22 protein-coding genes and 1 tRNA gene are annotated in these 24,682 nt (G+C 64.4%); 18 read left to right on the top strand and 5 right to left on the bottom strand.

Annotated features, from left to right (window positions below):
- The 6 genes from FHR94_RS18630 to FHR94_RS18605 all read left to right on the top strand — a co-directional run.
- Window positions 1-951, top strand: a 951-nt coding sequence (locus tag FHR94_RS18630) for an AMP-binding protein (RefSeq protein WP_183328134.1), incomplete at its 5' end; no start/stop codon positions are given.
- Between the two features lie 79 nt (window positions 952-1,030).
- The gene (locus tag FHR94_RS18625; RefSeq protein ID WP_183328132.1) at window positions 1,031-1,513 is read left to right on the top strand and encodes a methylenetetrahydrofolate reductase C-terminal domain-containing protein; all 483 of its coding nucleotides are present in this window, start codon (window positions 1,031-1,033) and stop codon (window positions 1,511-1,513) included.
- Window positions 1,510-2,553, top strand: coding sequence for a methylenetetrahydrofolate reductase (locus FHR94_RS18620; RefSeq protein WP_183328130.1), 1,044 nt, complete (start codon window positions 1,510-1,512; stop codon window positions 2,551-2,553). The genes FHR94_RS18625 and FHR94_RS18620 overlap by 4 nt, the downstream gene beginning before the upstream one ends.
- 4 nt (window positions 2,554-2,557) lie before the next feature.
- Window positions 2,558-3,295: a glutathione S-transferase family protein gene (locus FHR94_RS18615; RefSeq protein ID WP_246390069.1), complete on the top strand. Its 738-nt coding sequence runs from the start codon at window positions 2,558-2,560 to the stop codon at window positions 3,293-3,295.
- Window positions 3,296-3,640: 345 nt separating this feature from the next.
- On the top strand, window positions 3,641-5,545 hold the full coding sequence (locus FHR94_RS18610; RefSeq protein WP_183328126.1) for a DUF294 nucleotidyltransferase-like domain-containing protein: 1,905 nt from the start codon (window positions 3,641-3,643) through the stop codon (window positions 5,543-5,545).
- A 1-nt stretch (window position 5,546) separates the two neighbouring features.
- A complete protein-coding gene (locus tag FHR94_RS18605) occupies window positions 5,547-6,272 on the top strand; it encodes a 3'-5' exonuclease (RefSeq protein ID WP_183328124.1) in 726 nt (241 codons plus the stop codon).
- 59 nt (window positions 6,273-6,331) lie between these two features.
- Here the strand turns inward: FHR94_RS18605 and FHR94_RS18600 are convergent, their stop codons facing one another.
- The 5 genes from FHR94_RS18600 to FHR94_RS18580 all read right to left on the bottom strand — a co-directional run bounded on the left by FHR94_RS18600 (window position 6,332) and on the right by FHR94_RS18580 (window position 11,566).
- A complete protein-coding gene (locus FHR94_RS18600) occupies window positions 6,332-7,999 on the bottom strand; it encodes a BCCT family transporter (RefSeq protein ID WP_183328122.1) in 1,668 nt (555 codons plus the stop codon).
- A gap of 51 nt (window positions 8,000-8,050) precedes the next feature.
- Window positions 8,051-8,485, bottom strand: coding sequence for a universal stress protein (locus FHR94_RS18595; protein WP_183328120.1), 435 nt, complete (start codon window positions 8,483-8,485; stop codon window positions 8,051-8,053).
- A 240-nt stretch (window positions 8,486-8,725) separates the two neighbouring features.
- On the bottom strand, window positions 8,726-9,886 hold the full coding sequence (locus FHR94_RS18590) for a PQQ-dependent sugar dehydrogenase (RefSeq protein ID WP_183328118.1): 1,161 nt from the start codon (window positions 9,884-9,886) through the stop codon (window positions 8,726-8,728).
- 60 nt (window positions 9,887-9,946) lie between these two features.
- Window positions 9,947-10,822, bottom strand: coding sequence for an AEC family transporter (locus tag FHR94_RS18585; RefSeq protein WP_183328116.1), 876 nt, complete (start codon window positions 10,820-10,822; stop codon window positions 9,947-9,949).
- A gap of 186 nt (window positions 10,823-11,008) precedes the next feature.
- A complete protein-coding gene (locus FHR94_RS18580; RefSeq protein WP_183328114.1) occupies window positions 11,009-11,566 on the bottom strand; it encodes a PRC-barrel domain-containing protein in 558 nt (185 codons plus the stop codon).
- Window positions 11,567-11,808: 242 nt separating this feature from the next.
- On the opposite strand from FHR94_RS18580, the gene mntR reads away from it, so the two are divergent.
- The 12 genes from mntR (at window position 11,809) to FHR94_RS18520 (ending at window position 24,304) form a co-directional block, all read left to right on the top strand.
- Entirely contained in the window at window positions 11,809-12,264 is a 456-nt protein-coding gene (gene mntR, locus FHR94_RS18575; RefSeq protein ID WP_183328112.1) for a manganese-binding transcriptional regulator MntR, read from the top strand.
- A 137-nt stretch (window positions 12,265-12,401) separates the two neighbouring features.
- Window positions 12,402-13,379, top strand: coding sequence for a metal ABC transporter solute-binding protein, Zn/Mn family (locus FHR94_RS18570; RefSeq protein ID WP_183328110.1), 978 nt, complete (start codon window positions 12,402-12,404; stop codon window positions 13,377-13,379).
- Window positions 13,380-13,427: 48 nt separating this feature from the next.
- Window positions 13,428-14,228: a metal ABC transporter ATP-binding protein gene (locus tag FHR94_RS18565; protein WP_183328102.1), complete on the top strand. Its 801-nt coding sequence runs from the start codon at window positions 13,428-13,430 to the stop codon at window positions 14,226-14,228.
- Window positions 14,225-15,370 (top strand): metal ABC transporter permease, encoded by a 1,146-nt coding sequence (locus tag FHR94_RS18560; RefSeq protein ID WP_183328100.1) that lies wholly within the window; start codon window positions 14,225-14,227, stop codon window positions 15,368-15,370. The genes FHR94_RS18565 and FHR94_RS18560 overlap by 4 nt, the downstream gene beginning before the upstream one ends.
- Window positions 15,370-16,533 (top strand): metal ABC transporter permease, encoded by a 1,164-nt coding sequence (locus tag FHR94_RS18555; RefSeq protein ID WP_183328098.1) that lies wholly within the window; start codon window positions 15,370-15,372, stop codon window positions 16,531-16,533. Before FHR94_RS18560 ends, FHR94_RS18555 begins: the two co-directional genes overlap by 1 nt.
- A gap of 86 nt (window positions 16,534-16,619) precedes the next feature.
- On the top strand, window positions 16,620-17,663 hold the full coding sequence (locus FHR94_RS18550) for a hypothetical protein (protein ID WP_183328096.1): 1,044 nt from the start codon (window positions 16,620-16,622) through the stop codon (window positions 17,661-17,663).
- Window positions 17,664-17,759: 96 nt separating this feature from the next.
- Window positions 17,760-17,836 (top strand) — tRNA-Ile (locus FHR94_RS18545).
- Window positions 17,837-18,120: 284 nt separating this feature from the next.
- Entirely contained in the window at window positions 18,121-19,341 is a 1,221-nt protein-coding gene (locus FHR94_RS18540; protein ID WP_183328094.1) for an RNA-guided endonuclease InsQ/TnpB family protein, read from the top strand.
- An 80-nt stretch (window positions 19,342-19,421) separates the two neighbouring features.
- On the top strand, window positions 19,422-19,676 hold the full coding sequence (locus tag FHR94_RS18535) for an addiction module antidote protein (RefSeq protein WP_183328092.1): 255 nt from the start codon (window positions 19,422-19,424) through the stop codon (window positions 19,674-19,676).
- Between the two features lie 208 nt (window positions 19,677-19,884).
- Window positions 19,885-21,864 (top strand): N-6 DNA methylase, encoded by a 1,980-nt coding sequence (locus FHR94_RS18530; RefSeq protein ID WP_183328090.1) that lies wholly within the window; start codon window positions 19,885-19,887, stop codon window positions 21,862-21,864.
- Window positions 21,861-22,880: a PDDEXK nuclease domain-containing protein gene (locus tag FHR94_RS18525; RefSeq protein WP_183328088.1), complete on the top strand. Its 1,020-nt coding sequence runs from the start codon at window positions 21,861-21,863 to the stop codon at window positions 22,878-22,880. The genes FHR94_RS18530 and FHR94_RS18525 overlap by 4 nt, the downstream gene beginning before the upstream one ends.
- A complete protein-coding gene (locus tag FHR94_RS18520; RefSeq protein WP_183328086.1) occupies window positions 22,880-24,304 on the top strand; it encodes a restriction endonuclease subunit S in 1,425 nt (474 codons plus the stop codon). The genes FHR94_RS18525 and FHR94_RS18520 overlap by 1 nt, the downstream gene beginning before the upstream one ends.
- Window positions 24,305-24,682 lie beyond the last annotated feature (378 nt).

The following is a 24,682-nucleotide window of genomic DNA, read 5'->3' as shown; positions in this document are numbered from 1 at the left end:
TGGACCCTGCCGATGTTTCACTGCAACGGGTGGTGCTTCCCCTGGACGCTGGCGGCGATCGGCGGGACCAACGTCTGTCTACGCCGGGTCGACCCAGAGGTGATCCTGGGCCTGATCAGGCAGCATCGGGTCAGCCACTACTGCGGTGCGCCCATCGTCCACGCCATGATCGCCGACGCTGCCATTGCCGCGGGGGAGCCGATCGAGCATAAAGTGTCGGGGCTGATCGCCGGTGCGGCGCCGCCGGCGTCCGTGCTCGAGCGGATGGAGAAGCTCGGTGTCGAGCTCACCCACGTCTACGGCTTGACCGAGACCTACGGCCCCGCCTCGGTGTGCGCCAAACAGGAGGGCTGGGACCAACGCCCCCTGGAGGAGCGGGTCCGGCTCAATGGACGCCAGGGGGTCACCTATCCCCTGCAGGAAAGCATCGCGGTGCTGGATCCGACCACGCTGGCGCCCGTCCCTGCCGACGGCGAGACGGTGGGCGAGATCATGTTTCGGGGCAATATCGTCATGAAGGGGTACCTGCGTAACGAAGCCGCCACCCAGGAAGCCTTTGCCGGCGGCTGGTTTCACTCCGGTGACCTGGCCGTGGTGGAAGCGGACGGCTACATCAAGATTCGCGACCGCCTGAAGGACGTGATCATCTCGGGCGGGGAAAACATCTCCTCACTGGAGGTCGAGGAGATCCTTCAGCGCCATGAAGACGTCGAACTCGCGGCGGTCGTGGCGATGATGGACGCCAAGTGGGGCGAAGTGCCCGCGGCCTTCGTCCAGTTGCGTCCCGGTAGCGAGCTCAGCGAAGACGCCTTGATCCGCTTCTGCAAGGAGAATATCAGCCGCTTCAAGGTGCCCAAGAAGGTGATCTTCGGGCCGTTGCCGACCACCCCGACGGGAAAAATCCAGAAGTTCCTGTTGCGCAAGCAGCTCGAAGCCAGTCTGTCGGCTTGAGTCGATCGAGGATGAGGCGGTGAAGCAGCGGCGCTGGCGGAGTGAGGACAGTGCCCCTCGACGAAAGAAGGAACATATCATGTACAGGGTGCGTCGCTGGGTGGTTCGCCATTCCAGAGTCTTCGAGATGATCTACCGACGCTTCGAGCCGGTGCTGGTCAGGCTCGCTCCAGTGTGGAGGCGACTGGGTCACGAGCGCATCGAGGCGCCGGTGAGGATGGTGGAAAAGGCCGCCAAGGGGGCGCTTTTCGATTGCCGGATGTGCGGTCAGTGCATTCTCTCTGCCACCGGCATGTCCTGTCCCATGAACTGCCCCAAGACACTGCGCAACGGTCCCTGTGGCGGGGTGCGTGCCGATGGGCATTGCGAGGTGAAACCCGACATGGTGTGTGTCTGGGTCGATGCCTGGGAAGGAAGTCGTCGCATGAAGCAGGGCGATCTCATCCACGCTGTCCAGTTGCCGGTCGACCATCGCCTCACGGGAAGCTCGTCCTGGCTTCGCGTGGTTCGCCAGCAGGACACTACCTCCTCTTCAACCGCCAACAGAGAGACAACAAGATGAAGTTCGATGACGAGCCCGTTCCGGGCTACTCCCTGCCGATCCTGCCCGGCCATGTCTCCCCCGGGCGACTGGAGCGAGTGCTGCGGGCGGGCAAGTTCGCAATCACCAGCGAGATCGACCCGCCGGACTCTGCCGACCCGGCAGAGGTGCTCAAGCGGGCGGCAATCTTCGATGGCTACGTCGATGCCATCAACGCGACGGATGGCTCTGGTGCTAACTGCCATATGTCCAGCGCCGGGGTCTGCTCGCTGCTGACCCGGGTCGGCTATGCCACCATCCTGCAGATATCGTGCCGTGATCGTAATCGCATCGCCATGCAAGGCGAGATCCTCGGTGGAGCGGCCATGGGCGCCTGCAACCTGCTGTGTCTGACTGGTGACGGTGTGCAGGCCGGCGACCATCCCCAGGCCAAGCCGGTATTCGATCTCGACTCCATATCGCTGCTGCAGATCGCCCGCAATATGCGCGACGAGCACCGCTTCGAGAGCGGGCGGCGCATCGAGACGCCCCCGCGGATCTTTCTCGGTGCGGCCGAGAATCCCTTCGTTCCGCCGCTGGACTGGCGACCGCATCGCCTGGCCAAGAAGGTGGCGGCCGGTGCCCAGTTTATCCAGACCCAATACTGCTTCGATATCGAGCGATTACGCGACTTCATGCTCAAGGTGAACGACCTCGGTCTGCTGGAAGGCCCCGACCGCGTCTTCATCCTGCCCGGAATCGGGCCGCTGGCCTCGGCACGCAGCGCCCGCTGGATCCGCGAAAATGTCCCCGGGGTGCATATCCCTGACGCGGTGATCACTCGGCTCGAGGGAGCCGAGAACCAGAAGGAGGAAGGCAAGCGGCTGTGCATGGACCTGCTTCACGAAATCCGCGAGATTCCGGGAGTCAGCGGCGCGCACATCATGGCCTACCGCCAGGAGCACAGTGTGGCGGAGATCATCGAGACGACGGGAGTGCTCGAAGGCCGCGTGCCCTGGTACCCGGGGCGCGACGACCCGAAAGCGCTCAACCCCGAATCCCCAGATGCCTTGCAGCTCTAGCTTGATGGACCTTGATACCGGCACCGGGACGGTGCCTGACTACCGTCTCTACTGTTCGCCGGATAGCGCCAACCTGGTCGTGCGCATGGTACTCGAGAGCGAAGGCATCCCCTATCGAGAGGTGCGGATCGACCGGGCCGCTGGTGGACTAGATGACCCGGCCTTCCGTCGGCTCAACCCCCAGGGCCTGTTGCCGGTACTGGTGGATGAGCGCCATGGAACGGCGCTCTTCGAGACCGGTGCCATCCTCTTGCACCTTGCCGAGCGCTGCCACGCCGCACGCTTTGCAGAACCGGCAGGCCGCGGTCGTCTGCTGGCCTGGCTATTCTTTCTCTCCAACACCGTCCACGCCGAGCTTCGGCTCTGCTTCTACACGCCACGCTATGCGCCTCGAGCGGAGGATGCCCAGCGGCTGCGCGATGCACTACGGCCACGTCTTGTGGCTCATCTCATGCAGTTGGAATCGCTCTGCGAACATGGTCGGGAGCCCTGGCTGCTCGAGGAAGGGTCCAGCGTGCTCGATCCTTACCTGGCGTGTCTGGTGCGCTGGATGCAGCTCTACCCCGTCGATGACCCCTATCGTGCGCTTCCCTGGGAGCGCTTGCCGAGCCTGGTCGACTTGCTGGAGGCGCTGGCCGAGCGGCCGGGCATACGTCGTGCGGCCTACGCAGAAGGCATCATGGGGCGGCTGTTCATTGCGCCCGACTACCCTGCCCTAGACCTGCGCGGCGTGACTGGCTAGCCTGGATTAGAGCATATTGGCTCATCCAGCAACCATTCACGAAACTGTCCGGCGATCGGTCGCTCCAGGCCTGCGCCCGCACTAACCACGTAGTAAGTCTGATCACAGTTCAGAGGACAATCGGCCAACACCGACAACTTTCCGGCACACAGCTTCGCCTGGTGTAGATCCCGACTGCCGAGCAGGGCGCCCTGGCCGGCGATGGCCGTCTCCAGCGCCAGCAGCCCGTTGCCAAATCATCGCGGCTCCCGTAGCGTTCCGATTCCTCGTTCTTGACCCGGCTTTACAGGTCCGACAGGCCATATCAGACTGGCAGCGCATCACCTCGCTGTCGGGAGAGCGGAAATGGATGTGGAACTGCTGGAGATTCGCCAGCACATGGGGCGCTTCCCGCCCTTCGATCACCTCTCGGACGAACTGCTCGACGAGGTCGCGGGTAAGGTCGAGGTGGCCTACTTCAAGGCCGGCAGCGACATCCTGGTCCTCGACCAGGAAGTCCATGAGCTCTACTACATCCGCAGCGGGGCGGTCGAGGTCTACCGGCGGGGGGGAGAGCTCTACAACCGGCTGGGTGAGGGCGACATCTTCGGCCACTTCAGCCTGCTGCGGCACCGGCGCACCCGCTTTCCCGCCAAGGCGCTGGAAGACACCCTGCTCTACTTCATTCCCGAGGCGGTCTTCCACCAGCTCTGCGAAGCCGACGAGCACTTTGCCGACTTCGTCGAGGTCGCGCGTCCCCGGCTCGAGACGGCGGTCGAACAGCAGAAGAAGCAGAACGACATGATGATCACCCGGGTGCGCAAGCTGGTCACCCGCTACCCGGTGATGGTGGAGGCCACCACCACGGTCCAGGAGGCGGCTCGCCTGATCACCGACTACCAGGCCTCGGCGGTGCTGGTGCTCGACGCGCCGGGCGACAATCCTCGCTACACCTTCCGGGACAGCGAGGGGCGGGCCTGGCAGGTCCGGGGGATCCTCACCGACAGCGACTTCCGCAACCGGGTGGTGGCCGAGGGGCGCCCGGCCGACACCCCGGTGGGGGAGGTGATCGGCGGCCGATTGGTGGCCATCCAGTCCGACGAGTCGGTCCACGAGGCCATGCTTTGCATGCTGCGCAACAACATCCATCACCTGCCGGTCATGCATCGTCGCTCGCCGGTTGGCATCGTCCACCTTTCCGATATCATCCGCTACGAGACCCATTCGAGCCTTTACCTGGTCAGCAACATCTTCCACCAGTCCAGCAGCGAGGGGCTCGCTCGCCTGACCCCCGACGTGCATGAGGCCTTCGTGCGGATGATCGAGGATGGCGCCGACTCGCAGATGGTCGGCAGCGCGCTTTCCACCATCGGACGCAGCGTCTCGCGCCGACTGCTGGAGCTGGCCGAGCAGGAGCTGGGGCCGCCGCCGGTGCCCTATTGCCTGATGGCCCTGGGTTCCATGGCCCGCAACGAACAGTCCATCGTCACCGACCAGGACAATGCCCTGGTGCTATCTGACGACTTCGACCCGGCCCGCCACGACGACTACTTTCTCACGCTGGCACAGCGGCTCAGCGATGGCCTGGCGGCGTGCGGCTATGCCTACTGCAAGGGCGACATCATGGCCACCAATCCCCAGTGGCGACAACCGCTGGCGGTATGGAAACGCTATTTCCGCGACTGGATCCTCGACCCCACGCCGGAGCGGCTGCTGCACAGCTCGATCTTCTTCGACCTGGACAGCGTCTATGGGGATAACATGCTGGTCGAGCAGCTGCAGGATCTGGTGGCCAGCGAGGCGGCCAGGCATCCGCGCTTCCTGGCCGCCATGGCCCGCAATGCCCTGAACCGGACGCCGCCGCTGGGCTTCTTCCGCACCTTCGTGATGGAAAAGGACGGCAAGCACAACAACATCATCAATCTCAAGCGCCGGGGCACCGCCCCCATGGTCGACCTGATCCGCGTCCATGCCCTGGCCTGCGGCTCTCGGGCCCAGAACAGCTTCGATCGCCTGGATGACATCGACCGCACCCAGTTGCTGGCTCCGGGGGTGGGTGACCGGCTGCGTTATGCCCTGGAGTTCCTCTCGATGGCGCGCATCCGTCATCAGGTGATCGACATCAAGCACGAGCGCCCCCCCGACAACAACATCGAGCCCGAGAACGTCTCCGATACCGAGCGTCACAACCTCAAGGATGCCTTCCAGGTGCTGAGTAACGCCCAGAAGTTCCTCAAGTTTCGCTACCCCATGCCGTCGCGGTCACACTGAGATGCGGCGGATCCGCCCTGGCAAGGCGCCAGCCATCCCCGGCTGGCCCGAGTACCTTTCAGAGCGGGCCGCCGCGGTCCGGGATCCTCGCCTGGCCCGCTTCTTCACCGCCGGCTGCCCGGCCCCGGACACGCCGATCGGCGAGGCGCCGCTGGTGGCGCTGGACATGGAGACCACCGGCCTCGACGAGCGACGCCATGCCATCGTCAGTATCGGCCTGGTGCCCTTTACCCTGGCGCGCATCGCGCTGCACGAGCGGCGCTACTGGGTCGTGCGGCCGCCCAGGCCGTTGAGTGAGGCGTCGGTGGCTTTCCACCACATCACCCACTCGGACATCGCCCAGGCCCCCGACCTGGAGGAGATCCTCGAGGGACTCGTCGCCGGGCTCGCCGGGCGGCTGGCGGTGGTCCACTTCCGGCATATCGAGCGGCCCTTCCTGGATGCCGGGGTGAAGGCGAGGCTGGGCGAGGGGCTGCTGTTTCCGGTGATCGATACCATGTCGCTGGAGGCGCGCCGGCACCGCCAGTCGCTGCTGGCGCGCTTCAGGCGCTGGCTCGGCCGCCCTCCGGCCTCCATTCGCCTCTACGACAGCCGAGCACGCTATGGCCTGCCGGTCTACTCGGGCCACCATGCCCTGATCGATGCCCTGGCGACCGCCGAGCTGCTCCAGGCGCAGATCGCCACCCATTTTGATCCGGCGACCCCGGTGGGCGAGCTCTGGAGCTGAGCCCAGGCATGAGAAGGGCGGCCCGCAGGCCGCCCTCATCGTCGTTGGCAGGTACCGGGTCAGGTCCTGGGCTCGCTCATCAGGCCCTTGACGATAGCGTAGCAGGCCGCCAGCAGCACCAGAGTGAAGGGCAGGCCGGTGGTGATCACCGCGGTCTGCAGCGCGGTCAGGCCGCCGCCCAGCAGCAGCGCGATGGCGACCGCCCCCTCGATGATGGCCCAGAAGATACGCTGCGGCTTGGGGGCATCCACCTTGCCGCCGGCGGTGATGGAGTCGATCACCAGCGAGCCGGAGTCTGAGGAGGTGATGAAGAATACCATCACCAGCACGATGGCCACGAAGGAGGTGATGGCCGTCCACGGCAGCTGACCGAGCATCACGAACAGCTGTAGCTCGAGGGCCGCCTCCCGGACGCCTTCGAAGCCCTGGTTGACGGCCTGGTCGATGGCGGTGCCACCGAAGGAGGTCATCCACAGCACCGAGACGATGGAGGGCACCAGCAATACGGCGACCAGGAACTCGCGGACCGTGCGCCCGCGGCTGACCCGGGCGATGAACATGCCGACGAAGGGCGACCAGGCGATCCACCAGGCCCAGTAGAAGGCTGTCCAGCCCTGGCTGAAGTTGGCGTCCTCACGGCCGAAGGGATTGGACAGCGCCGGCAGGTTCACGGCGTACGAGAGCAGGTTCTCGAAGAAGCCGGTGACGATCATCAGGGTCGGGCCCACGGCGATCACGAAGAACAGCAGCAGGCCGGCCAGCACCATATTGAGCTGCGAGAGGCGCTGCACCCCCTTTTCGACGCCGAGGACCACCGAGCCCAGCGCCACGGCGGTGATGCCCATGATCAGCAGGACCATGGTGACATTGGTGTTGGGGGTGCCGAACAGATAGCTGAGTCCCGCCGTGGCCTGGGTGGCGCCCAGCCCCAGCGAGGTGGCCAGACCGAACAGGGTGGCGAAGACGGCGAGGATGTCGATGACATGCCCCGGCCAGCCCCAGACCCGCTCACCCAGGATCGGGTAGAAGATCGAGCGCATGGTCAGCGGCAGGCCCTTGTTATAGGAGAACAGCGCCAGGGCCAGGGCCACCACGGCATAGATGCCCCAGGGGTGCAGGCCCCAGTGGAAGATGGTGGCGGCCATGCCCAGCGAAATGGCGCCTTCCTGGTCGCCCGCGGCGGCACCCAGCGGCGCCCAGTCGGTGCGGGCACCATTCTCCGAGGCAACGCCGCCAAGGGCGGTGTCGAAATGCGTGATCGGCTCGGAGACCCCGTAGAACATCAGGCCGATGCCCATGCCGGCTGCGAACAGCATGGAGAACCAGCCCAGGTAGCTGAAATCCGGCGTGGCATGCATGCCGCCGATCCTGACCTTTGCCAGGGGAGTGAAGATCAGCACGATGGAGAGGACCACGAAGATATTGGCCGCCAGCAGGAAGAACCAGGCCAGGTTCCCGGTCAGGAAGCTGAACATGGCGTTGAAGATGGGCTCGACCTGGTTTTGCAGGGCCAGGGTGATGATCACGAAGAACAGGATCACCAGCGAGGACACGGTGAACACCTTGCCGTGGAGGTCGAGACTCACCCCTAGCTTGGTGGTGGCAATGTTGTCCTGGCCGATGACGTAGTCGGTGTCGATGAGATTCGCTGGCCCTTCCGGGGCCGGGATGCCCTCGGAGCCGGCAGTCGGCTCCTGGGCCTGCGCGTTTTTGGGGTCGTTAGCCACTAGTCGTCTCCCTTGCGGTCGTGGTGTCGTGGGTTGCGAAGTGGTGTCGGCTCATTTCTTGGTCTCGGCCGCGAGCCGGACCAGGAAGACCGAGGCCGTGGTGTGGGACGCCACCTTGCCGCCATGGGCGGGGACCACGGCGTCCAGGTGCCTGGGCGGGTGGGTCGGCATGACCACCAGGTCGGCTCCCACGTCGTCGATGGCCTCGATCAGCACGTTGTCGAGGTCGGCGATGGGGTCGGGGGTGGTGATGGTCCGGGTGCTGACCGGCTGGCCGTGGACCTTGGCCCGCTTCTGGGCGAAGGCCTCGAGCTTCTGTGCATACTCCTCAGGCGTGCGGGCCACGCTGCCCGGGGTCGTGGCCGTGACGCCGACGTAGCAGACCTCGGCGTCGTAGTGACGCGCCAGGTCGGCCGACGCCTTGAGCGAAGGCTCGATCAGTTCGATGTGGGCCAGGTCGACCGGCACCATGATCTTCTTGAACATGCCTGTGCCTCCTTGGTGGGTGGAATCCATCATAATGCTCTAGTGAAAACAGGTCGCAATGTCCCTCAGTGTGGCCGTTTGGCCTTGTAATGCCAGAGATAATGCCAGGGGTGCGTTCAACGGCATGACAACTTTCTTGGACATGAATTGTACATGGCATGGCGGCCCACTGCCGACCCCGTCCTCGATCCCGCCACCGAGGCCAGGGCCGGCGGGCGCGACTGGGGAGATTCCCATGTCTCAGGGAGCTTGCCGGTCGGCGGGTGACAGGCGAAAGAGCCCACCCGGGGCCTCGTCATTGAGCAGATAGAGCATGCCGTCACGGCCCAGGCGGACGTCGCGGATGCGGCCGATCTCCCCGTCGAGGACAACCTCGTGCTCGACCACGGTGTTGCCGTCGAGGGCCAGGCGCACCAGCTTCTCGCTCGCCAGGCCCCCGGCCAGCAGGTGTCCGCGCCAGGCGGGGAAGGCCTCGCCATTCACCGCGGCCAGCCCCGAGGGGGCGAAGCGCCCCTCGAAGACATACACCGGATCGCGCATGCCCGGGGCGCTGTTGCGTCCGATGGGCAGATTGGTGGCGTAGTCGCGCCCCAGGGTGACCTCCGGCCAGCCGTAGTTGACGCCGGCCTCGAGCCGATTGAGCTCGTCACCGGTGCGCGGGCCATGCTCGGTGGACCAGGCGGTGCCGTCCGCGGCCACGGTGAGCCCTTGGGGGTTGCGGTTGCCCAGGGTGAAGAGCTCGTCGAGCATCGTCGGGTCATCGACGAAGGGGTTGTCGGGGGGCGCCTCGCCCTCGGCGGTAAGACGCAGGAAGCTGCCGGCATGATCGCTGCCGTCCTGGGCTCGCTTGGGATTCATGCCTCGCTCGCCGACGCTCATCAGCAGGGTGCCGTCGGGGAGCCAGGCGATCCGCGAGCCGTAGTGGCGGCCCGGCGTCGAGAAGCGGTTCTGGACGAAGAGCTGCTCCACGTCGACCAAGGCGTTGTCCTCGAGGCGGCCCCGCGAGAGGGTGGTGGCGGTGCCGCCCTCACCGGGCTGGCTCCAGGTGAAGTAGACCCAGTCATGCGCACCGTCACCGCGGCCGTAGTCGGGATGCAGGGCAATATCGAGCAGTCCGCCCTGGCCACGGGCCGAGACCTCGGGAACACCCGCCAGGCGCGTGACGGCCCCGTCGGCGTCGATCCGGGCCACACGCCCCGCCCGCTCGGTCACCAGCCAGCGGCCGTCCGGCAGTTCGGCGGATGCCCAGGGATGAGTGAGGCCCGAGGCGATCCGCTCCAGGCGCAGCGTGTGGTGGTCGGTGTCGATACGCGGCGCGATAAGCTCCCCTGCCCCTGCCGAGGATATCGATAGCACCCCGGCCATCAGGGTCACGGCAAGCAACTGGCGTGTAGTGGTCATCGCGATCTCCCGGATGTCGCCGCTGATGTTCCTCACCCTAGACCTCCCGAGGCGAGGCGGCTACATCAGCAGCGCCAGCAGGATCGGCAGGTAGACCAGCGACAGCAGGGTGGAGCAGAACACCAGGCTCGCCACGTACGCTGGCTCGCGCCGGGCACGCTGGGCGAAGAGGTAGTTGAACACCGCCACCGGCATGCTCATCTGCAGCACCAGGATGGACAGCGCCAGGGGCGGTAGGTCCAGCAGGGTGCCCACTCCCCAGGCGACGGCCGCGGCGACCGGAATGCGCAGCAGGCTGAAGCCGACGCCGGAAGAGAGACTCCTGACCTGGATGCTGGCCAGCGAGACGCCCAGGGTGATCAGCATCAATGGCACCGTGAAACCCGAGATCAGATCGACGCTATTGGCCAGCCAGCGGGGCAGCGCGGTATCGGTGAGTAGCAGCACCAGGGCAATCAGGATGGCGTAAACCACCGGGGTCTTCGCCAGCGATGTCAATGGGTTGCCGCGACTGGCCAGCACGGTGCCCAGGGTGAACTGGAACAGCGAGACGGTGACCATCACCGTGATGCCATAGGCGAAGCCGGCTTGGCCGAAAGCGTAGAGCACCACCGGCAGGCCCATGTTGCCGGTGTTGGGGTACATGGTGGGCGCCAGCATGACCCGCCAGTCGCGACCCAGCAGCCGGGCCAGCAGAAAAGCCACGCCTGCCATGGCACAGAGCACCAGCGCCGTGGCCAGCACGGTGCGCCCGAAGCTGCCGGCATCGATTTCGGCACCGGACAGCGAGGCCAGCACCAAGGCCGGGGTGCCGATGTTGAACACCAGCCGGGTGACGAAGGCGACCGGGTAGTCATGGCCGAGACGCACCCAGCCGAAGCCGAGCCCGGCACCGGCGAGCACGGGGGCCATTACGGCGAAGAGATCGGCGAGCATCGGCGGGCATCCTTGCAGATAGCGGAAACGGAAGGCGCTATTGTCCTGAATGCCGGGCCATCAAGGCAAATGGCCGGCCAGGTGCTCGGAGGTGCTGGTCACAGACGAGAAGGCGGCGAGTGCATCGTGATGGGCATGACGCCAGGACCCGGTCGTCGACCGGGCCCTGCATCTTGCGACAAGAGGTTACTGGTCGGAGGCTTCCTGGACCTGCTTGCCGACCCGCTCCAGGGCCTGGCCGATGCGATCCATGGCCTGCGAGGCGCCTTCCTGAGTGGTCTCCCAGGCGCTGGCGGCGCCCTCACGTGTCTCGGCCCAGGCCTGCTGCAGGCTCTGTGTGGCCGCGTTCCACCAGGTGTCGGTGTACTCGGGCTGACGGGCGAGCTCGTCCTCGGTGAGGTCAAGGGTGATCCGGTACTCGAGGGTGTCGAGGCTGTCGCCTTGGCGGGTCTCGACGGTGAACTTACCGGTCTCGACCACGTACTGCTGCTGGCCCTGCATGTCCAGTAATTGGCCGGTGTCGATGACCAGGGCGCGCACCCGCATATCGTTGTCGAGCAGCACGTCCTCCACCTCGCCGATCTCGCCATCGGACGATTGGCGGGTGTAGACATCGGCGTCGAGCAGCTCGCTGGCGGAGTAGAGGCCCTGGCTCTCGGCCTGGGCCGCCTGGCTGACGGCCAGGCCGCCGGCGCAAAGGGTGGCAGCGAGCAGGGCGGTGACGAGGGGTCTGTCGAGGGTCATCGTGTCTCTCCTTGGTGGGATCATCCTGGGGTCCTCTGTTGCGGGGCTGGCAGAGGGGCCATGCCTTCCAGCCCCGGGGACGTCGTGCCCTTCGTTAGTGTCTGTGCGGCGGGGTCGGTTCGGCCGAAAAGGTAACGGACGGTAACGCCTGGCAGGTCGGAGCGCTTGCATCAGTGTCCCGGCCAGGCATCATGGGAGTTCTTTTACCACCCGCTTACCGCCAGCGAGGCTTGCCGCCTGCCATGACCGCCGCCCCTGACGATGTCGGCTCGACCCTGATCGCCGCGGAGCGCCAGATGCGTGGCTTTCGCAAGGCCCGCCATGCTCGGCGCACCGAGCTGGTCGAGGACTACGTGGAACTGATCTCGGATCTGGTCGCCGATGTGGGCGAGGCGCGCCAGACCGACATCGCCCGACGGCTCGGTGTCGCCCAGCCCACCGTGGCCCGCATGCTGGGCCGCCTGGCCGACGATGGGCTGATCGTCAAGCGCCCCTACCGGGGCGTGCGTCTAACCGGGGCGGGGGAGCGACTGGCCGCGGAGAGCCGGCGCCGACACCGCATCGTCGAGGCCTGCCTGCTCAAGCTTGGGGTGGGCAGCGAGACCGCCCGCCTGGACGCCGAGGGCATCGAACATCATGTCAGTGCCGAGACCCTGGCGGCCTTCGAGCGTTTCCTGGCAGAGACCCCGAACGACTGATCCGCTGACCGATCCTCACCGCGACGGGTCTGCCGCGAGGTGATTTTCCCTGTGCCGGGATGAGCTTCAATGTATAGCAGATGCTATACTTTTGACGTATCGTCGGCTCGACCGTACCGCACAAAGGGAGCACCACGATGAGCATCAGACGTCTGACGGCGGGGTTTGTGGCCTCGCTCTCGATGGCAGCACCCTGGGCCATGGCCCAGTCGTCGCCCGTGACCAGCGTGACCACGATCGGCATGATCGCCGATGTGGCCGGGGAGGTGGGAGGCGAGTGTGCCGAGGTCACGGCGATCATGGGGCCCGGGGTCGACCCCCACCTCTACCAGGCCAGCGCCCGTGATGTGGCCACCCTGCAGCAGGCCGAGCAGATCTTCTACTCGGGCTACTCGCTGGAGGGGCAGCTTGGCGAGGTGCTGGGACGCTTCGCCGAGATTACGCCCACCGTCGCGGTGGCGCCGGCTTCCATCGACACGGCCGACCTAATCACCGTCCAGGATGTCTACGGCATCGACCCCCACCTGTGGATGGACGTGTCGCTGTGGGCGAAGACCATTCCCACCCTCGCCGAAGCGTTCATCGCGCAGCGTCCCGAGTGTGAGGCGACGATCCGCACCAATGCCGAACGCTATGCCGCGAAGCTCGAAGCGTTGCACGCCTGGATCGGCGAGAGCATCGCCACCATTCCCGAGGAGCAGCGCATCCTGGTCACCGCCCACGATGCCTTCAACTACTACGGTCGGGCCTACGGCATCGAGGTGGCCGGCATCCAGGGCATCAGCACCGAGACCGAGACCGGCGTGGCCGACATCCGCGAGATGACCGAAGTGGTGGTCGAGCGCCAGGTGCCGGCGGTGTTCATCGAGAGCACCATCAACCCGCGCACCGTCCAGGCGGTGATCGATGCCGCCCGCCAGCGGGGACACGCGGTCGAGATCGGCGGGGAGCTCTATTCCGACGCCATGGGCGAGGCCGGCACCGCTGATGGCACCTACATCGGCATGCTGTATACCAACACTCGCCACATCGTCGAAGCCCTGGGCGGCACGCCCCCCGCCCTGCCCGCGGCGCTGGCCGACTGGGCCACACAATGGGACATCGCTACCCGCTAGCCGTATCGAGGGCAGCCGGGCGCTGCCCGTCAGAAACAGGAAGGCCTCATGACTCAGTCGCTGCATGAACCGAAGCTTGCCCTGCACGTCGAGGACCTGACCGTCAGCTACCACAGCAAGCCGGTGCTGTGGGACATCGACTTCGACGTGCCCCCCGGGGTAATGGCCGGCATCGTCGGTCCCAACGGCGCCGGCAAGAGCACCCTGATCAAAAGCGTGCTGGGACTGGTGCCCACGGTGGCGGGTCACGTCACCCTGCATGGCCGCCCCTACAAAGCCCAGCGTCGCCGCGTGGGGTATGTGCCGCAGCGCTCCAGCGTCGACTGGGACTTCCCCACCACCGCCCTGGACGTGGTGACCATGGGGCTCTACGGCCGGCTCGGGTGGCTCAGGCGCCCCGGGCGTCGCGAACGCGAGGAGGCCATGGCCGCCCTGGAGTTGGTCGGCATGCAGGACTATGCCGGGCGCCAGATCAGCCAGCTCTCCGGGGGCCAGCAGCAGCGGGTGTTCCTGGCCCGGGCGCTGGTGCAGCAGGCCGATGTCTACTTCCTCGACGAACCCATGGCCGGGGTCGATGCCACCACCGAGCGGGCCATCGTCGATATCCTGCGGCGCCTGCGTGACGAGGGCAAGACGGTGATCGTGGTGCACCATGACCTGCAGACGGTGCGCAGCTATTTCGACTGGCTGTTGATCCTCAACGTGCGGGTCATCGCCCAAGGGCCGGTGCGCGAGGTGTATACCGCCGACAACCTCAAGCGCGCTTACGGCGGGCAGATCGCGTTGCTCGATGAGGCCGCCTTCGTGGAGCGCAACGACGCGGCCAGGGCCGCGGAGGCGCCGCGATGACCCTGGCCGAGATGCTCCAGGACTACACCATCCAGAACGTCGTCGCCGGGGCGGCGCTGCTGGGGTTGGTCAGCGGGGTATTGGGCAGCTTCGCGGTGCTGCGCCGCCAGAGCCTGCTCGGCGACACCATGTCCCATGCAGCCCTGCCGGGGGTCTGTCTGGGCTTCATCATCGCCGGCACCCGGGACATCGGCAGCATCCTGGCCGGGGCGCTGCTGACCGGGGCGCTGGCGGCGCTGGTGATGCTGATGCTCACGCGACTGAGCCGGCTCAAGACCGACGCCGGCCTGGGCATCACCCTGAGCACCTTCTTCGCCATGGGGGTGGTACTGCTGACCCACATCCAGGGCATGAACAACGCCTCCCAGGGCGGGCTGGATGCCTTCCTGTTCGGCCAGGCCGCGGCCACGCTACGCTCCGATCTGTGGATCATGGGGGGCATCACCCTCATCGCCCTGACATTGGTGGCGGCGCTGTGGAAGGAGTTCAAGCTGGTCTCTTTCGACGCCGAGTTCGCCGCCTCCCTGGGGTTGCCGGTGGTGTGGCTCGAGACGCTGCTGACGGTGATGGTGGCGCTGGCGGTGGTGGTCGGCCTGCAGATGGTCGGGGTGGTGCTGATGGCGGCGATGGTGATCGCCCCGGCGGTGGCGGCCCGCCAGTGGAGCCATCGCCTGGAGGGCATGGTGCTGCTGGCGGCGCTGATCGGCGTGGCTGGCGGCATCTTCGGCGCGCTGCTCAGCGCCCTGTCCCGGGGGCTCGCCACCGGCCCGCTGATCATCCTCAGCGTCTCCGCCGTGGTGCTGGTCTCGTTGACCCTGGCCCCCGAGCGTGGCTTCGCCTGGGAGGCGGTACGGCGCTGGCACGCCCGCCGCCGGTTGCGCTACCAGCAGGTGCTGACCACCCTGTATCGCCTGGCCATGCACCATGACGACCCGGGCTTTCCCTCCGAACAGGGGATGCTGGACACCTATCATGGCCTGCGCACGCGCGGCGTGCTGCGCCAGCTGGCGCGCCGCGGCCTCGCCGAATGGCGACCCGGGCCGCCGGACGAACCCGGCCCACCCCGCCGCTGGGTACTGACCTCGGCGGGCATCGCCGAGGCCGAGCGGGTGCTCGACCGCCTGGGGCAGGAGGAGACCTGATGCTTGACGCCCTGCTCGACAATGTGCCGTTGCAGATCATGCTGGTCGGGGCCCTGGTGGGGATCGCCTCCTCGCTGGTGGGGACCTTCCTGGTGCTGCGCGGCACCAGCATGCTCTCCGATGCCATCGGCCACTCCATCGTCTTCGGTATCGTCGTGGTGTGGCTGCTGACCCACCAGCAGAGCGGCCCGCTGCAGATCCTCGGCGCGGCCCTGACCGGCGTGCTCACCGTCTTCCTGACCGAGCTGCTGGTGCGTACCCGGCGGGTCAAGGAGGATGCCGCCATCGGCCTGGTGTTCCCGGTGCTGTTCTCCATCGGCGTGCTGCTGCTCAATCTCTATGCCCGCGACGTGCATATCGATACCCACACCGTGCTGCTCGGCGAGATCGGCTTCGTGTGGCTCGATACCGTGACCCTCGGTGACTATCGCATTCCCCAGTCGCTGCTCTCGATGGGCGCCATGACGCTGCTCAACGGCGCCTTCGTCACCTTGTTCTACAAGGAGCTCAAGCTCGCCACCTTCGACGAGGCACTGGCCAAGGCACTGGGTCTGGCACCGGGCCTGCTGTTCTATGTCTTGCTGCTGCTGACCAGCGGCACCGCGGTGGCGGCCTTCGACGCCGTGGGCGCGGTGCTCTTCGTGGCCTTCGTGATCGTGCCGCCGGCCACCGCCTACCTGCTCACCGACCGCCTGTGGCTGATGTTCCTCTATGGCATGGCGGTGTCGATCGCCTCGAGCGTGTCCGGCTACACCCTGGCGGTGGTGTGGAATGTCTCCATCGGCGGCATGATGGCGGTGATGACCGGCGTCTTTTTGTTGCTGGCCTTCCTGGCGGGCCCACGCTACGGCATCGTCGCCCAGTGGCTGCGCCGGCGTGGCCAGCATCGCCTCAACGAGATCCGTACCCTGGCCGTGCACCTCTACAACCACGAAGCCAGCCCCGAGCAGTCGGAGGAGAACGTTACCCGGGCCCTGCGCGAGCACCTGCACTGGGACGATACCAAGGCGCAGCGAGTGGTCGAACGCAGTTGCGAGCGACACCTGATCGTGCGCGCCGGAGAGTCGCTGCGCCTGCTGCCGGCGGGGCGTGAGCTGGCCCGCGAGATCCTCGAGCCGGGGGGAAGGGGAGAACCGCGGTCCGTCAGCGAGACCCTGGGCTGAGGGCACGCTGGTTCGGGCGTGCCCTCGCGGGGGAGGGCGTAGTAGGGTGGAAGACAGGAAGACATCCTGTCCGGGAGATCGCGATCATGCTGCATGCCCGAATCCTCCAGCAAGGCACCGTCCACTGTTTCCCCGCCGGCCTGCGTGACGACCGGGGCAGGCTCGTCAACGCCGAGGTCTCCGCCGTGGCCTTCGACGGCCAGCGGCTGCTGATGGCCAGCGATAAGCCGATACCCGGCGAGGAGCGTTCCGCCGTCTTCGCGCTGCCCCTGACACCCGAAGGGCCCGATGATACCCGCCTGCGCTACTTCACCGAGCCGCTGATCAAGCAGGCCGTGAAGTACGAGGATTTCGCGCTCACCGCCGACGGCCGCCACGTACTAGCCACCACCGGCTTCGATCGCATCGACGACGCAAGTCATGCCCTGAATGACTACAACCACCTGCTGATCTGGCCGCTGGGCGAGCCGCAGAAGGTGCAGGTGGTCGACCCCGATCCCCGCGACGGGGTAGAGGGCTCGCTGGAGCTGCGCGACAAGCTCAACGCCGCCATCGGCTTTCCCTACTACAAGATCGAGGGACTCGCCGCGATCCCCGGGAAGCACGGCGACGGCCTGCTGCTGTTCGGCATCCGCGAGCAGGGCCAGGCCCACGACGACTTCACCTATGTCAGCCGCCTGGTGGGAGCCCACTACCAGATCAGCGACAGCGGCAATCTGGTACTTATCGACGCGATGCGCGAGTGCTACGCCTTCGACCCCGGCCATCACCCGGGTGTGCGTTTCGCGTGCGGCCTCTCCAGTCTGGAGTACGACCCCTACCATGCGCGGCTCTACCTGCTCACCAGCTTCGAGGTCGAGCAGGGCGGCGAGGTGCATATCGGCGGCTACCTGTGGGAGATGAGCCTCGATGACTTCCACGCCGGAGCCCGGCCGACCCTGGTCACCACGCCCGAGGGCCTACCGCTGGAGTTCGAGCATAAGGCGGAGGGACTGGCCGTACTGGATCACGACCGGCTGTTCGTGGCCTACGACAACGACCGCCACCTGGGGCTCGGCACGGTGGACGAGCGTGACGAGCGCCACGCCTGCGAGGCGCCCTACACCATCCTGGAGATGACCAGCGGCTGAGGCCCGCGGGCGTGGCCGGCATTGCCCAGGGTGCTGGCCTCGCTCATCGGCATTCGCTATCATAGGCGCGCGCCATTCGGCGCCACCTCCCGGGAAGGGCCTATAGCTCAGTTGGTTAGAGCAGGGGACTCATAATCCCTTGGTCGCTGGTTCGAGTCCAGCTGGGCCCACCATTGCCTGTCGCCTCACCTCCACGCTTATGACCCAGCTCTCCCCCGATACCCAGGAAATGCTGGATAGCCTGCGTGCCGCCGTGGCCGAGACCCTCGAATACAAGCATCGTTGGCGGACCACCGAAGGAGAGCCCGTACATGAAAAGCCACGACACCGCTGTTATCGAGATGCTGCGCGATGACCAAAATGCGCGACATGCCCCGTACTTTTAGTGCGGGGAAGGAAAGCGCGGGCGCCGAAGGTGGCCTACAATACTGGACGTAACGACAGTTATAGGATCGGTATGCAACGCCTCCAAGCCTTCAAATATGAGTTGATGCCGAACGGCGAACAGGTGCGCAAGATGCGCCAGTTCGCCGGCATGGCGCGCTTCGTCTTCAACCGAGGATTAGCGTTGCAGAATGCACGGTTTGAGGCAGGCGAAAAGAAACTGGGCTATGCGGCGTTGTGCAAGGAGCTTACCGGCTGGCGCAACAGCACCGAAACACTGTGGCTCAAGGGCGCGCCCATCCACCCGCTCCAGCAATCGCTGAAAGACCTGGAACGCGCCTACGCCAACTTCTTTGCCAAGCGAGCGGACTTGCCGCGATTCAAGAAGAAGGGCCGTCGCGACAGCTTTCGCTATCCCGATCCGAAACAGATCAAGCTCGACCAGGGCAACCGCCGCCTCTACCTGCCCAAGCTCGGCTGGCTGCGCTTCCGCAAGAGCCGTGAGGTGCTGGGCACGGTGAAAAACGTCACCGTCAGCCAGTCCGGCGGGCGGTGGTTCGTCTCGATCCAGACCGAGCGCGAGGTCGACGTGCCGTCGCCTAAGGGCGGAGCGGTCGGTATCGACATGGGCGTTACGCGGTTTGCCACACTCTCGGATGGTGCCCACCTCGCACCGCTCAACAGTTTCAAGACGCATCAGGCAGCGCTGCGCAAGGCGCAGCGGTCCCTGAGTCGCAAGACCAGGTTCAGCAACAACTGGAAGAAGGCCAAGGCCCGCGTCCAGAAGCTCCAGGCGCGAATCGCCAATGCCCGGCGCGACACCCTGCACAAGGCTTCCGCCACGATCAGCCAAAGTCACGCGCTCGTGGTGCTGGAAGACCTGCAGGTGGGCAACATGTCGCGCTCGGCCAGCGGCAGCGTCGAGCAGCCGGGTCGCAACGTGCGAGCCAAGTCAGGGCTCAATCGCTCGATTCTCGACCAGGGCTGGTTCGAGTTCCGGCGCCAGCTCGACTACAAGCTGGCCTGGCGCGGGGCGCATCTGGTGGTGGTGCCGGCACAGAACACCAGTCGCACCTGCCCTGAATGCGGGCACGTGGCTGCGGAGAATCGACGCAGCCAGGCACGCTTCGCCTGTGTCGAATGCGGCTTCGAGGCTAATGCCGATCATGTCGGCGCAATCAATGTGTTAAGGGCGGGGCACGCCCGGTTAGCCTGTGAAGTGAGCGGTGCAGCAAGGCCGCCAGCAGCAGGAACCCACCGAAGCGACTCAGGGGCAGCCGTAGGCTGCGCCTGAGCGCCGTAGGAATCCTCTTCCTTTCCACCGCAGGCGGCAACGTCCCAAGACGTTGAGGGAGAGGAGGATGTCAACCTGACATGGTGCTCGATTACCTGCGCACCGCCTCTGATGAGCTGGACGAGGAGGGTGGAGAGTCTGCCTTTCTGTTGGCCCTGCGTCATGTGGTGGAAGCCCAGGGTGGCATGGCTGCCGTGGCCGAACGTGCCAAGGTCTCACGCGAGAGCTTGTACCGGGCACTATCACCCAAGGGCAACCCTACCCTGCGCACCATGACCGCCGTGATCAAGGCGACCGGCATACACTTTCACGACCTGACGCATCGCGCTTCGTGACGTGGCTGGCAGTACGGCAAGCCGGCCCTGATTAGCGAAAATGCCCCTGACCAGTCTCGTCACCAGTCTCCGAAGGACCAGCAACCGAACTGACGCTGTGCCGCGTCGAGTGACATTTCCCGTGTCCGTGCCGACTTCGTGGCTTCCCGCTCGCTGTGTATGATGGGTCGCATTTCTACCCTCAGTACCAAGAACGCGGGGAAGCATCGTGAACACGGAGAGTCACTCTCAGCTGGCGGCCTTCATCTGGTCCGTGGCGGACCTGCTGCGCGGCGATTTCAAGCAGTCGCAGTACGGCCGCATCATCCTGCCCTTCACCCTGTTGCGGCGTCTGGAGTGCGTGCTGGAGCCGACCAAGGCCGAGGTGCTGGCTGCGGCCCACGCTCACCAGGCCAAGCCCGAGGCGGTACGCGAGAAGCTGTTGCTGCGCGCGGCGGCGCAACCTTTCTTCAACGCATCAAAGCTGACTCTGGGCACCCTCTCCGACACCCAGACCGCTGACGACCTGATGAGCTACGTGCAGTCGTTCAGCCAGGACGCCCGGGAGATCTTCGAGCACTTCGAGTTCGAGGGCTTCGTCCAGCAGCTCGGGGCCAGCAACCTGCTCTACCAGGTGGTGCAGCGTTTCGCCGCCATCGACATGAGCCCGCAGCGCCTGACCAACTACGGCATGGGCCTGGTGTTCGAGGAGCTGATCCGCAAGTTCGCCGAGAGCTCCAACGAGACGGCAGGGGAGCACTTCACCCCGCGCGACATCGTCCACCTGACCACCTCGCTAGTGCTCACCGGCCAGGAGGAGAAGCTGCGCCCCCACGGCATCGTCACCGTCTACGACCCCACCGCGGGCACCGGCGGCTTCCTCTCCGAGAGTGACGAGTACATCCAGCAGGTCAGCCGCGACGTCACCGTCTCGCTGCACGGACAGGAGCTCAACCCAGAGTCCTACGCCATCTGCAAGGCCGACATGCTGATCAAGGGCCAGGCGGTGAAGCAGATCAAGCTCGGCAATACACTCAATGACGACCAGCTCCCCGCCGAGCAGTTCGACTACATGCTCTCCAACCCGCCGTTCGGTGTGGAGTGGAAGAAGGTACAGAAAGAGGTTGCCACCGAGCACAAGCAGAAGGGCTACGATGGCCGCTTCGGTCCCGGTCTGCCGCGGGTCTCCGACGGCTCGCTGCTGTTCTTGATGCACCTGGTGAGCAAGATGCGCTCCCGCCAGGAGGGCGGCTCGCGCATCGGCATCATCCTCAACGGCTCGCCGCTGTTCACCGGGGGCGCCGGGAGCGGCGAGTCCGAGATCCGCCGCTACCTGCTGCAGCACGACCTGGTGGAGGCCATTATCGGCCTTCCCACTGACCTGTTCTACAATACCGGCATCGCCACCTACGTTTGGATCCTCTCGAATCACAAGCCAGCCGAGCGCCGCGGCCAGGTGCAGCTGATCAACGCTACCGGCCGAGCCAGCAAGATGCGCAAGTCGCTGGGCAGTAAGCGCCAGTTCGTGGCCGATCGCGACATCGAGGAGATCGTCCGCCTCTACGGCGCCTTCCAGGAGAGCGAGGAGAGCAAGCGCTTCCCGATAGAGGCTTTCGGCTACCGTCGCATCACCGTAGAGCGACCGCTGCGCCTCAACTTCCAGGCCTCTCCTGAGCGCCTGGCCCGGCTCGGCGAAGAGAAGTCGATCCAGAAGCTCGAGGAGGGCGAGAGCGAGGCCATCAAGGCCGCCTGCGCCTCCTTGGAGCCGATGCAGCGCTATACCAACCGCGACGCCTTTACCAAGGCGCTGAAGGCCGCGCTGAAGGCAGAAGGACTGAAAATCGGTGCCCCGGTACATAAGGCCATTCTCAACGCCCTCTCCGAGCGCGACCCGGACGCCGATATCTGCCTGGACAAGAAGGGCAACCCCAAGCCCGACAGCGGCCTGCGTGATAACGAGAACGTGCCGCTGGGGGAGTCGGTCTTCGATTATTTCGAGCGTGAGGTGAAACCCCACGTCCCCGACGCCTGGATCGACGAGGAGAAGCGTGACCCGCTGGATGGCCGCATCGGTATCGTTGGCTTCGAGATTCCCTTCAACCGGCACTTCTATAAATTCACCCCGCCGCGCCCGCTGGATGAGATCGACGCCGACCTCAAGGCCTGCACCGACCGGATCAAGCAGATGATCGAGGAGCTGTCGGCATGAGCCAACCCAGTGCTCCCCAACCGCCGGAAGATGGCAGCTTCGATGCCGTGGTGGCACTGATCCAGGCGGCTCGCCGCCAGGTGGTCAAGGCGGTCAATACACAGCTGATCGATCTTTACTGGCAAGTGGGTGCCTTTATCAGCCACAAGCTGGAGCGGGCCGAATGGGGTGATGCCGTGGTCACACAACTGGCCGATTACCTGGCGCGCACCCAACCCGGGCTGCGGGGATTTACGCGAAGAAACCTCTTTCGTATGCGCCAGTTTTACGAGACTTACCGCGACAATGAAAGAGTGTCAGCACTGCTGACACAATTACCTTGGACGCATAATCTTATCATTCTCAGCCAAGCGAAGCGCTCGGAAGAGCGTGAATTTTATCTGCGTATGGCTATCCAGGAAAAATGGTCGAGCCGCGAGCTGGAGCGCCAATTCAAGTCGGCATTATTCGAGCGTAGCATGTTGAATCCGGCCAAGGCCACCCATGCCGTTACCCATAACCATCCTGAGGCGCTCGGGGTGTTTCGGGATGCCTATATGGTCGAGTTTTTAAACCTGCCGGATAGCCATGCCGAAGCGGATCTACATAAAGGATTGCTGCTCAAGCTCAAAGAATTTCTAATCGAGTTGGGTCGAGATTTCTGCTTCGTCGGTTCCGAGTATCCATTGCAGGTGGGCGGTCGAGACTTTGCGCTGGATCTGCTGTTCTTTCATCGAGGCTTGAACTGTCTGGTGGCCGTTGAGCTCAAGGTGGGGCGCTTCGAACCGGAGTATCTAGGCAAGCTGGGCTTTTATCTGGAAGCGCTGGATCAGGATGAGCGCAAGCCCCACGAGAATCCCGCCATCGGTGTTCTGCTCTGCGCCAGCAAGGATGATGAGGTGGTGGAGTACGCCCTCAACCGCTCATTGTCACCGGCCCTGATCGCCGAATACCAGACTCGGCTACCGGACAAGGCGCTGCTGGAAGCCAAATTGCATGAGTTCTATACGCTGAACCTGGCCCAAGGAGAGGACTGATGAGGCGCTTTTCCCCCTATCCTGAATACAAAGACTCCGGGATCGAATGGCTGGGAGAGGTGCCGGCGCATTGGGAAAAGCTAAAGCTCAGCCGAATATCATATGAGAAATGTGATGGCCCATTCGGATCAGCGATAAAGTCAGAGCATTATCGTGATAGCGGTGTGCGTGTCATTCGGCTGCAAAACATTAAGAAAAATTTCTTCAATGGAGAAGATGCAGCCTATATCGATGCTGACTATTATTATCAGGAAATATCTAAGAGCGATGTAGTTGGTGGCGATCTCCTTGTTGCTGGCCTGGGTGATGATAACAACGTAGTAGGGCGGGCATGTGTTGCTCCATGCAGTATTGCCCCAGCAATGGTTAAAGCCGACTGTTTCAGGTTCAGGCTGGATACTACGCGAGTACTCCCTGGTTTTTTGGCATATCAGTTGTCAGCCGGTGCAGAGGCAGATGCAGGTCTACTGTCAACAGGTTCTACACGCTCTCGAATCCCATTGTCTACGATGGGAACAAGAATGGTTGTTCTACCAACACGTGATGAACAGGTGAAAGTATCTGCTTTTCTGGATCACGAAACCTCTCGCATCGACACCTTAGTGGAGGAGCAGCAGCGCCTGATCGAGCTGCTCAAGGAGAAGCGCCAGACGGTGATCTCCCATGCCGTCACCAAGGGGCTGAACCCTGATGTGACGATGAAGGACTCCGGTGTTGAGTGGTTGGGCGAGGTGCCGGCGCACTGGAATGTTGCATCTCTACGCCGGGCCCTTCAGACGATTGAGCAGGGGTGGAGTCCCGAATGCTTTAATTTTCCAGCAGATGAAGGCATGTGGGGAGTCCTTAAGGCTGGGGCCGTAAATAATGGAGTTTACCGAGATGCTGAGAATAAAACCTTACCAGATGGGGTCGAGCCAAAAAGTAATATAGAGGTCGTGGCCGGTGATCTACTTATGTGCCGGGCCAGCGGCTCGCCAGAATTGATCGGATCAGCGGCATATGTGAAATTAACAAGGCCAAAGCTAATGCTGTCTGACAAGCTTTTTAGGCTCGTGGTCAGCCAGGGGGTGTGCCCCGAGTTTATTGCGCTGTCTCTCGGTAGTGTTCCGCTTCGGCGTCAGATCGAGCTGTCAATTAATGGGGCCGAGGGGCTTGCAAATAATCTATCCAAAGCATCAATAAAGAATCTCAAGATTTCTCTCCCGCCGTGGTCGGAACAGCGCCAAATCGTTGCAGAAATAATGGTGATATTGAATGGGATTGAAGAGCAACTGGACTTAGCCAGTGATACTGTCGAATTTCTCCAAGAACGCCGTTCCGCCCTGATCTCCGCTGCCGTCACCGGCAAGATCGACGTGCGGGGCTGGCAGCCGCCGGCGGGCTCACCGGCCCCAACTGAAATCACACAAACGGAGGCGGTATGACGCAAGGACGCAGCATCCGACTCTTCCTGGTGGACGGTACGCCCAACGGCCCCCTCATGCCCCGCAGAGCGAGTGGACTGTGTAAGGAGAAATGAACGAAATTGATATATGAAAAACCTTGTGAAAAGAAAGCGCCTTTTCCTCTACATATGGGTGCTTGTGTAAGGCAGCAGCCTGCTGCTCTGCTCGCGGGAAGCTTGGCCAGTGCCCCAGACAACAAAAGGCTCCGACGCATTCGCCGAGGCCCCTTGCCGATCGGGCATTCCCAATCCATGCTTGTATACTAGGCTTTGTCCGAAAACCCTAATTTGCTAATGTCACCTATGCCGCAGCAGCATAGGTGACCCATGGCAGGACGCTACGAGATCTCCGACCACG

The sequence above is a fragment of the Halomonas cerina genome (genome assembly GCF_014192215.1).
GTDB classification, from domain to species: Bacteria; Pseudomonadota; Gammaproteobacteria; order Pseudomonadales; family Halomonadaceae; genus Halomonas; species Halomonas cerina.
Note: the sequence above shows the minus strand (reverse complement) of the source record. Positions and strands in the feature narration are given on the sequence as shown.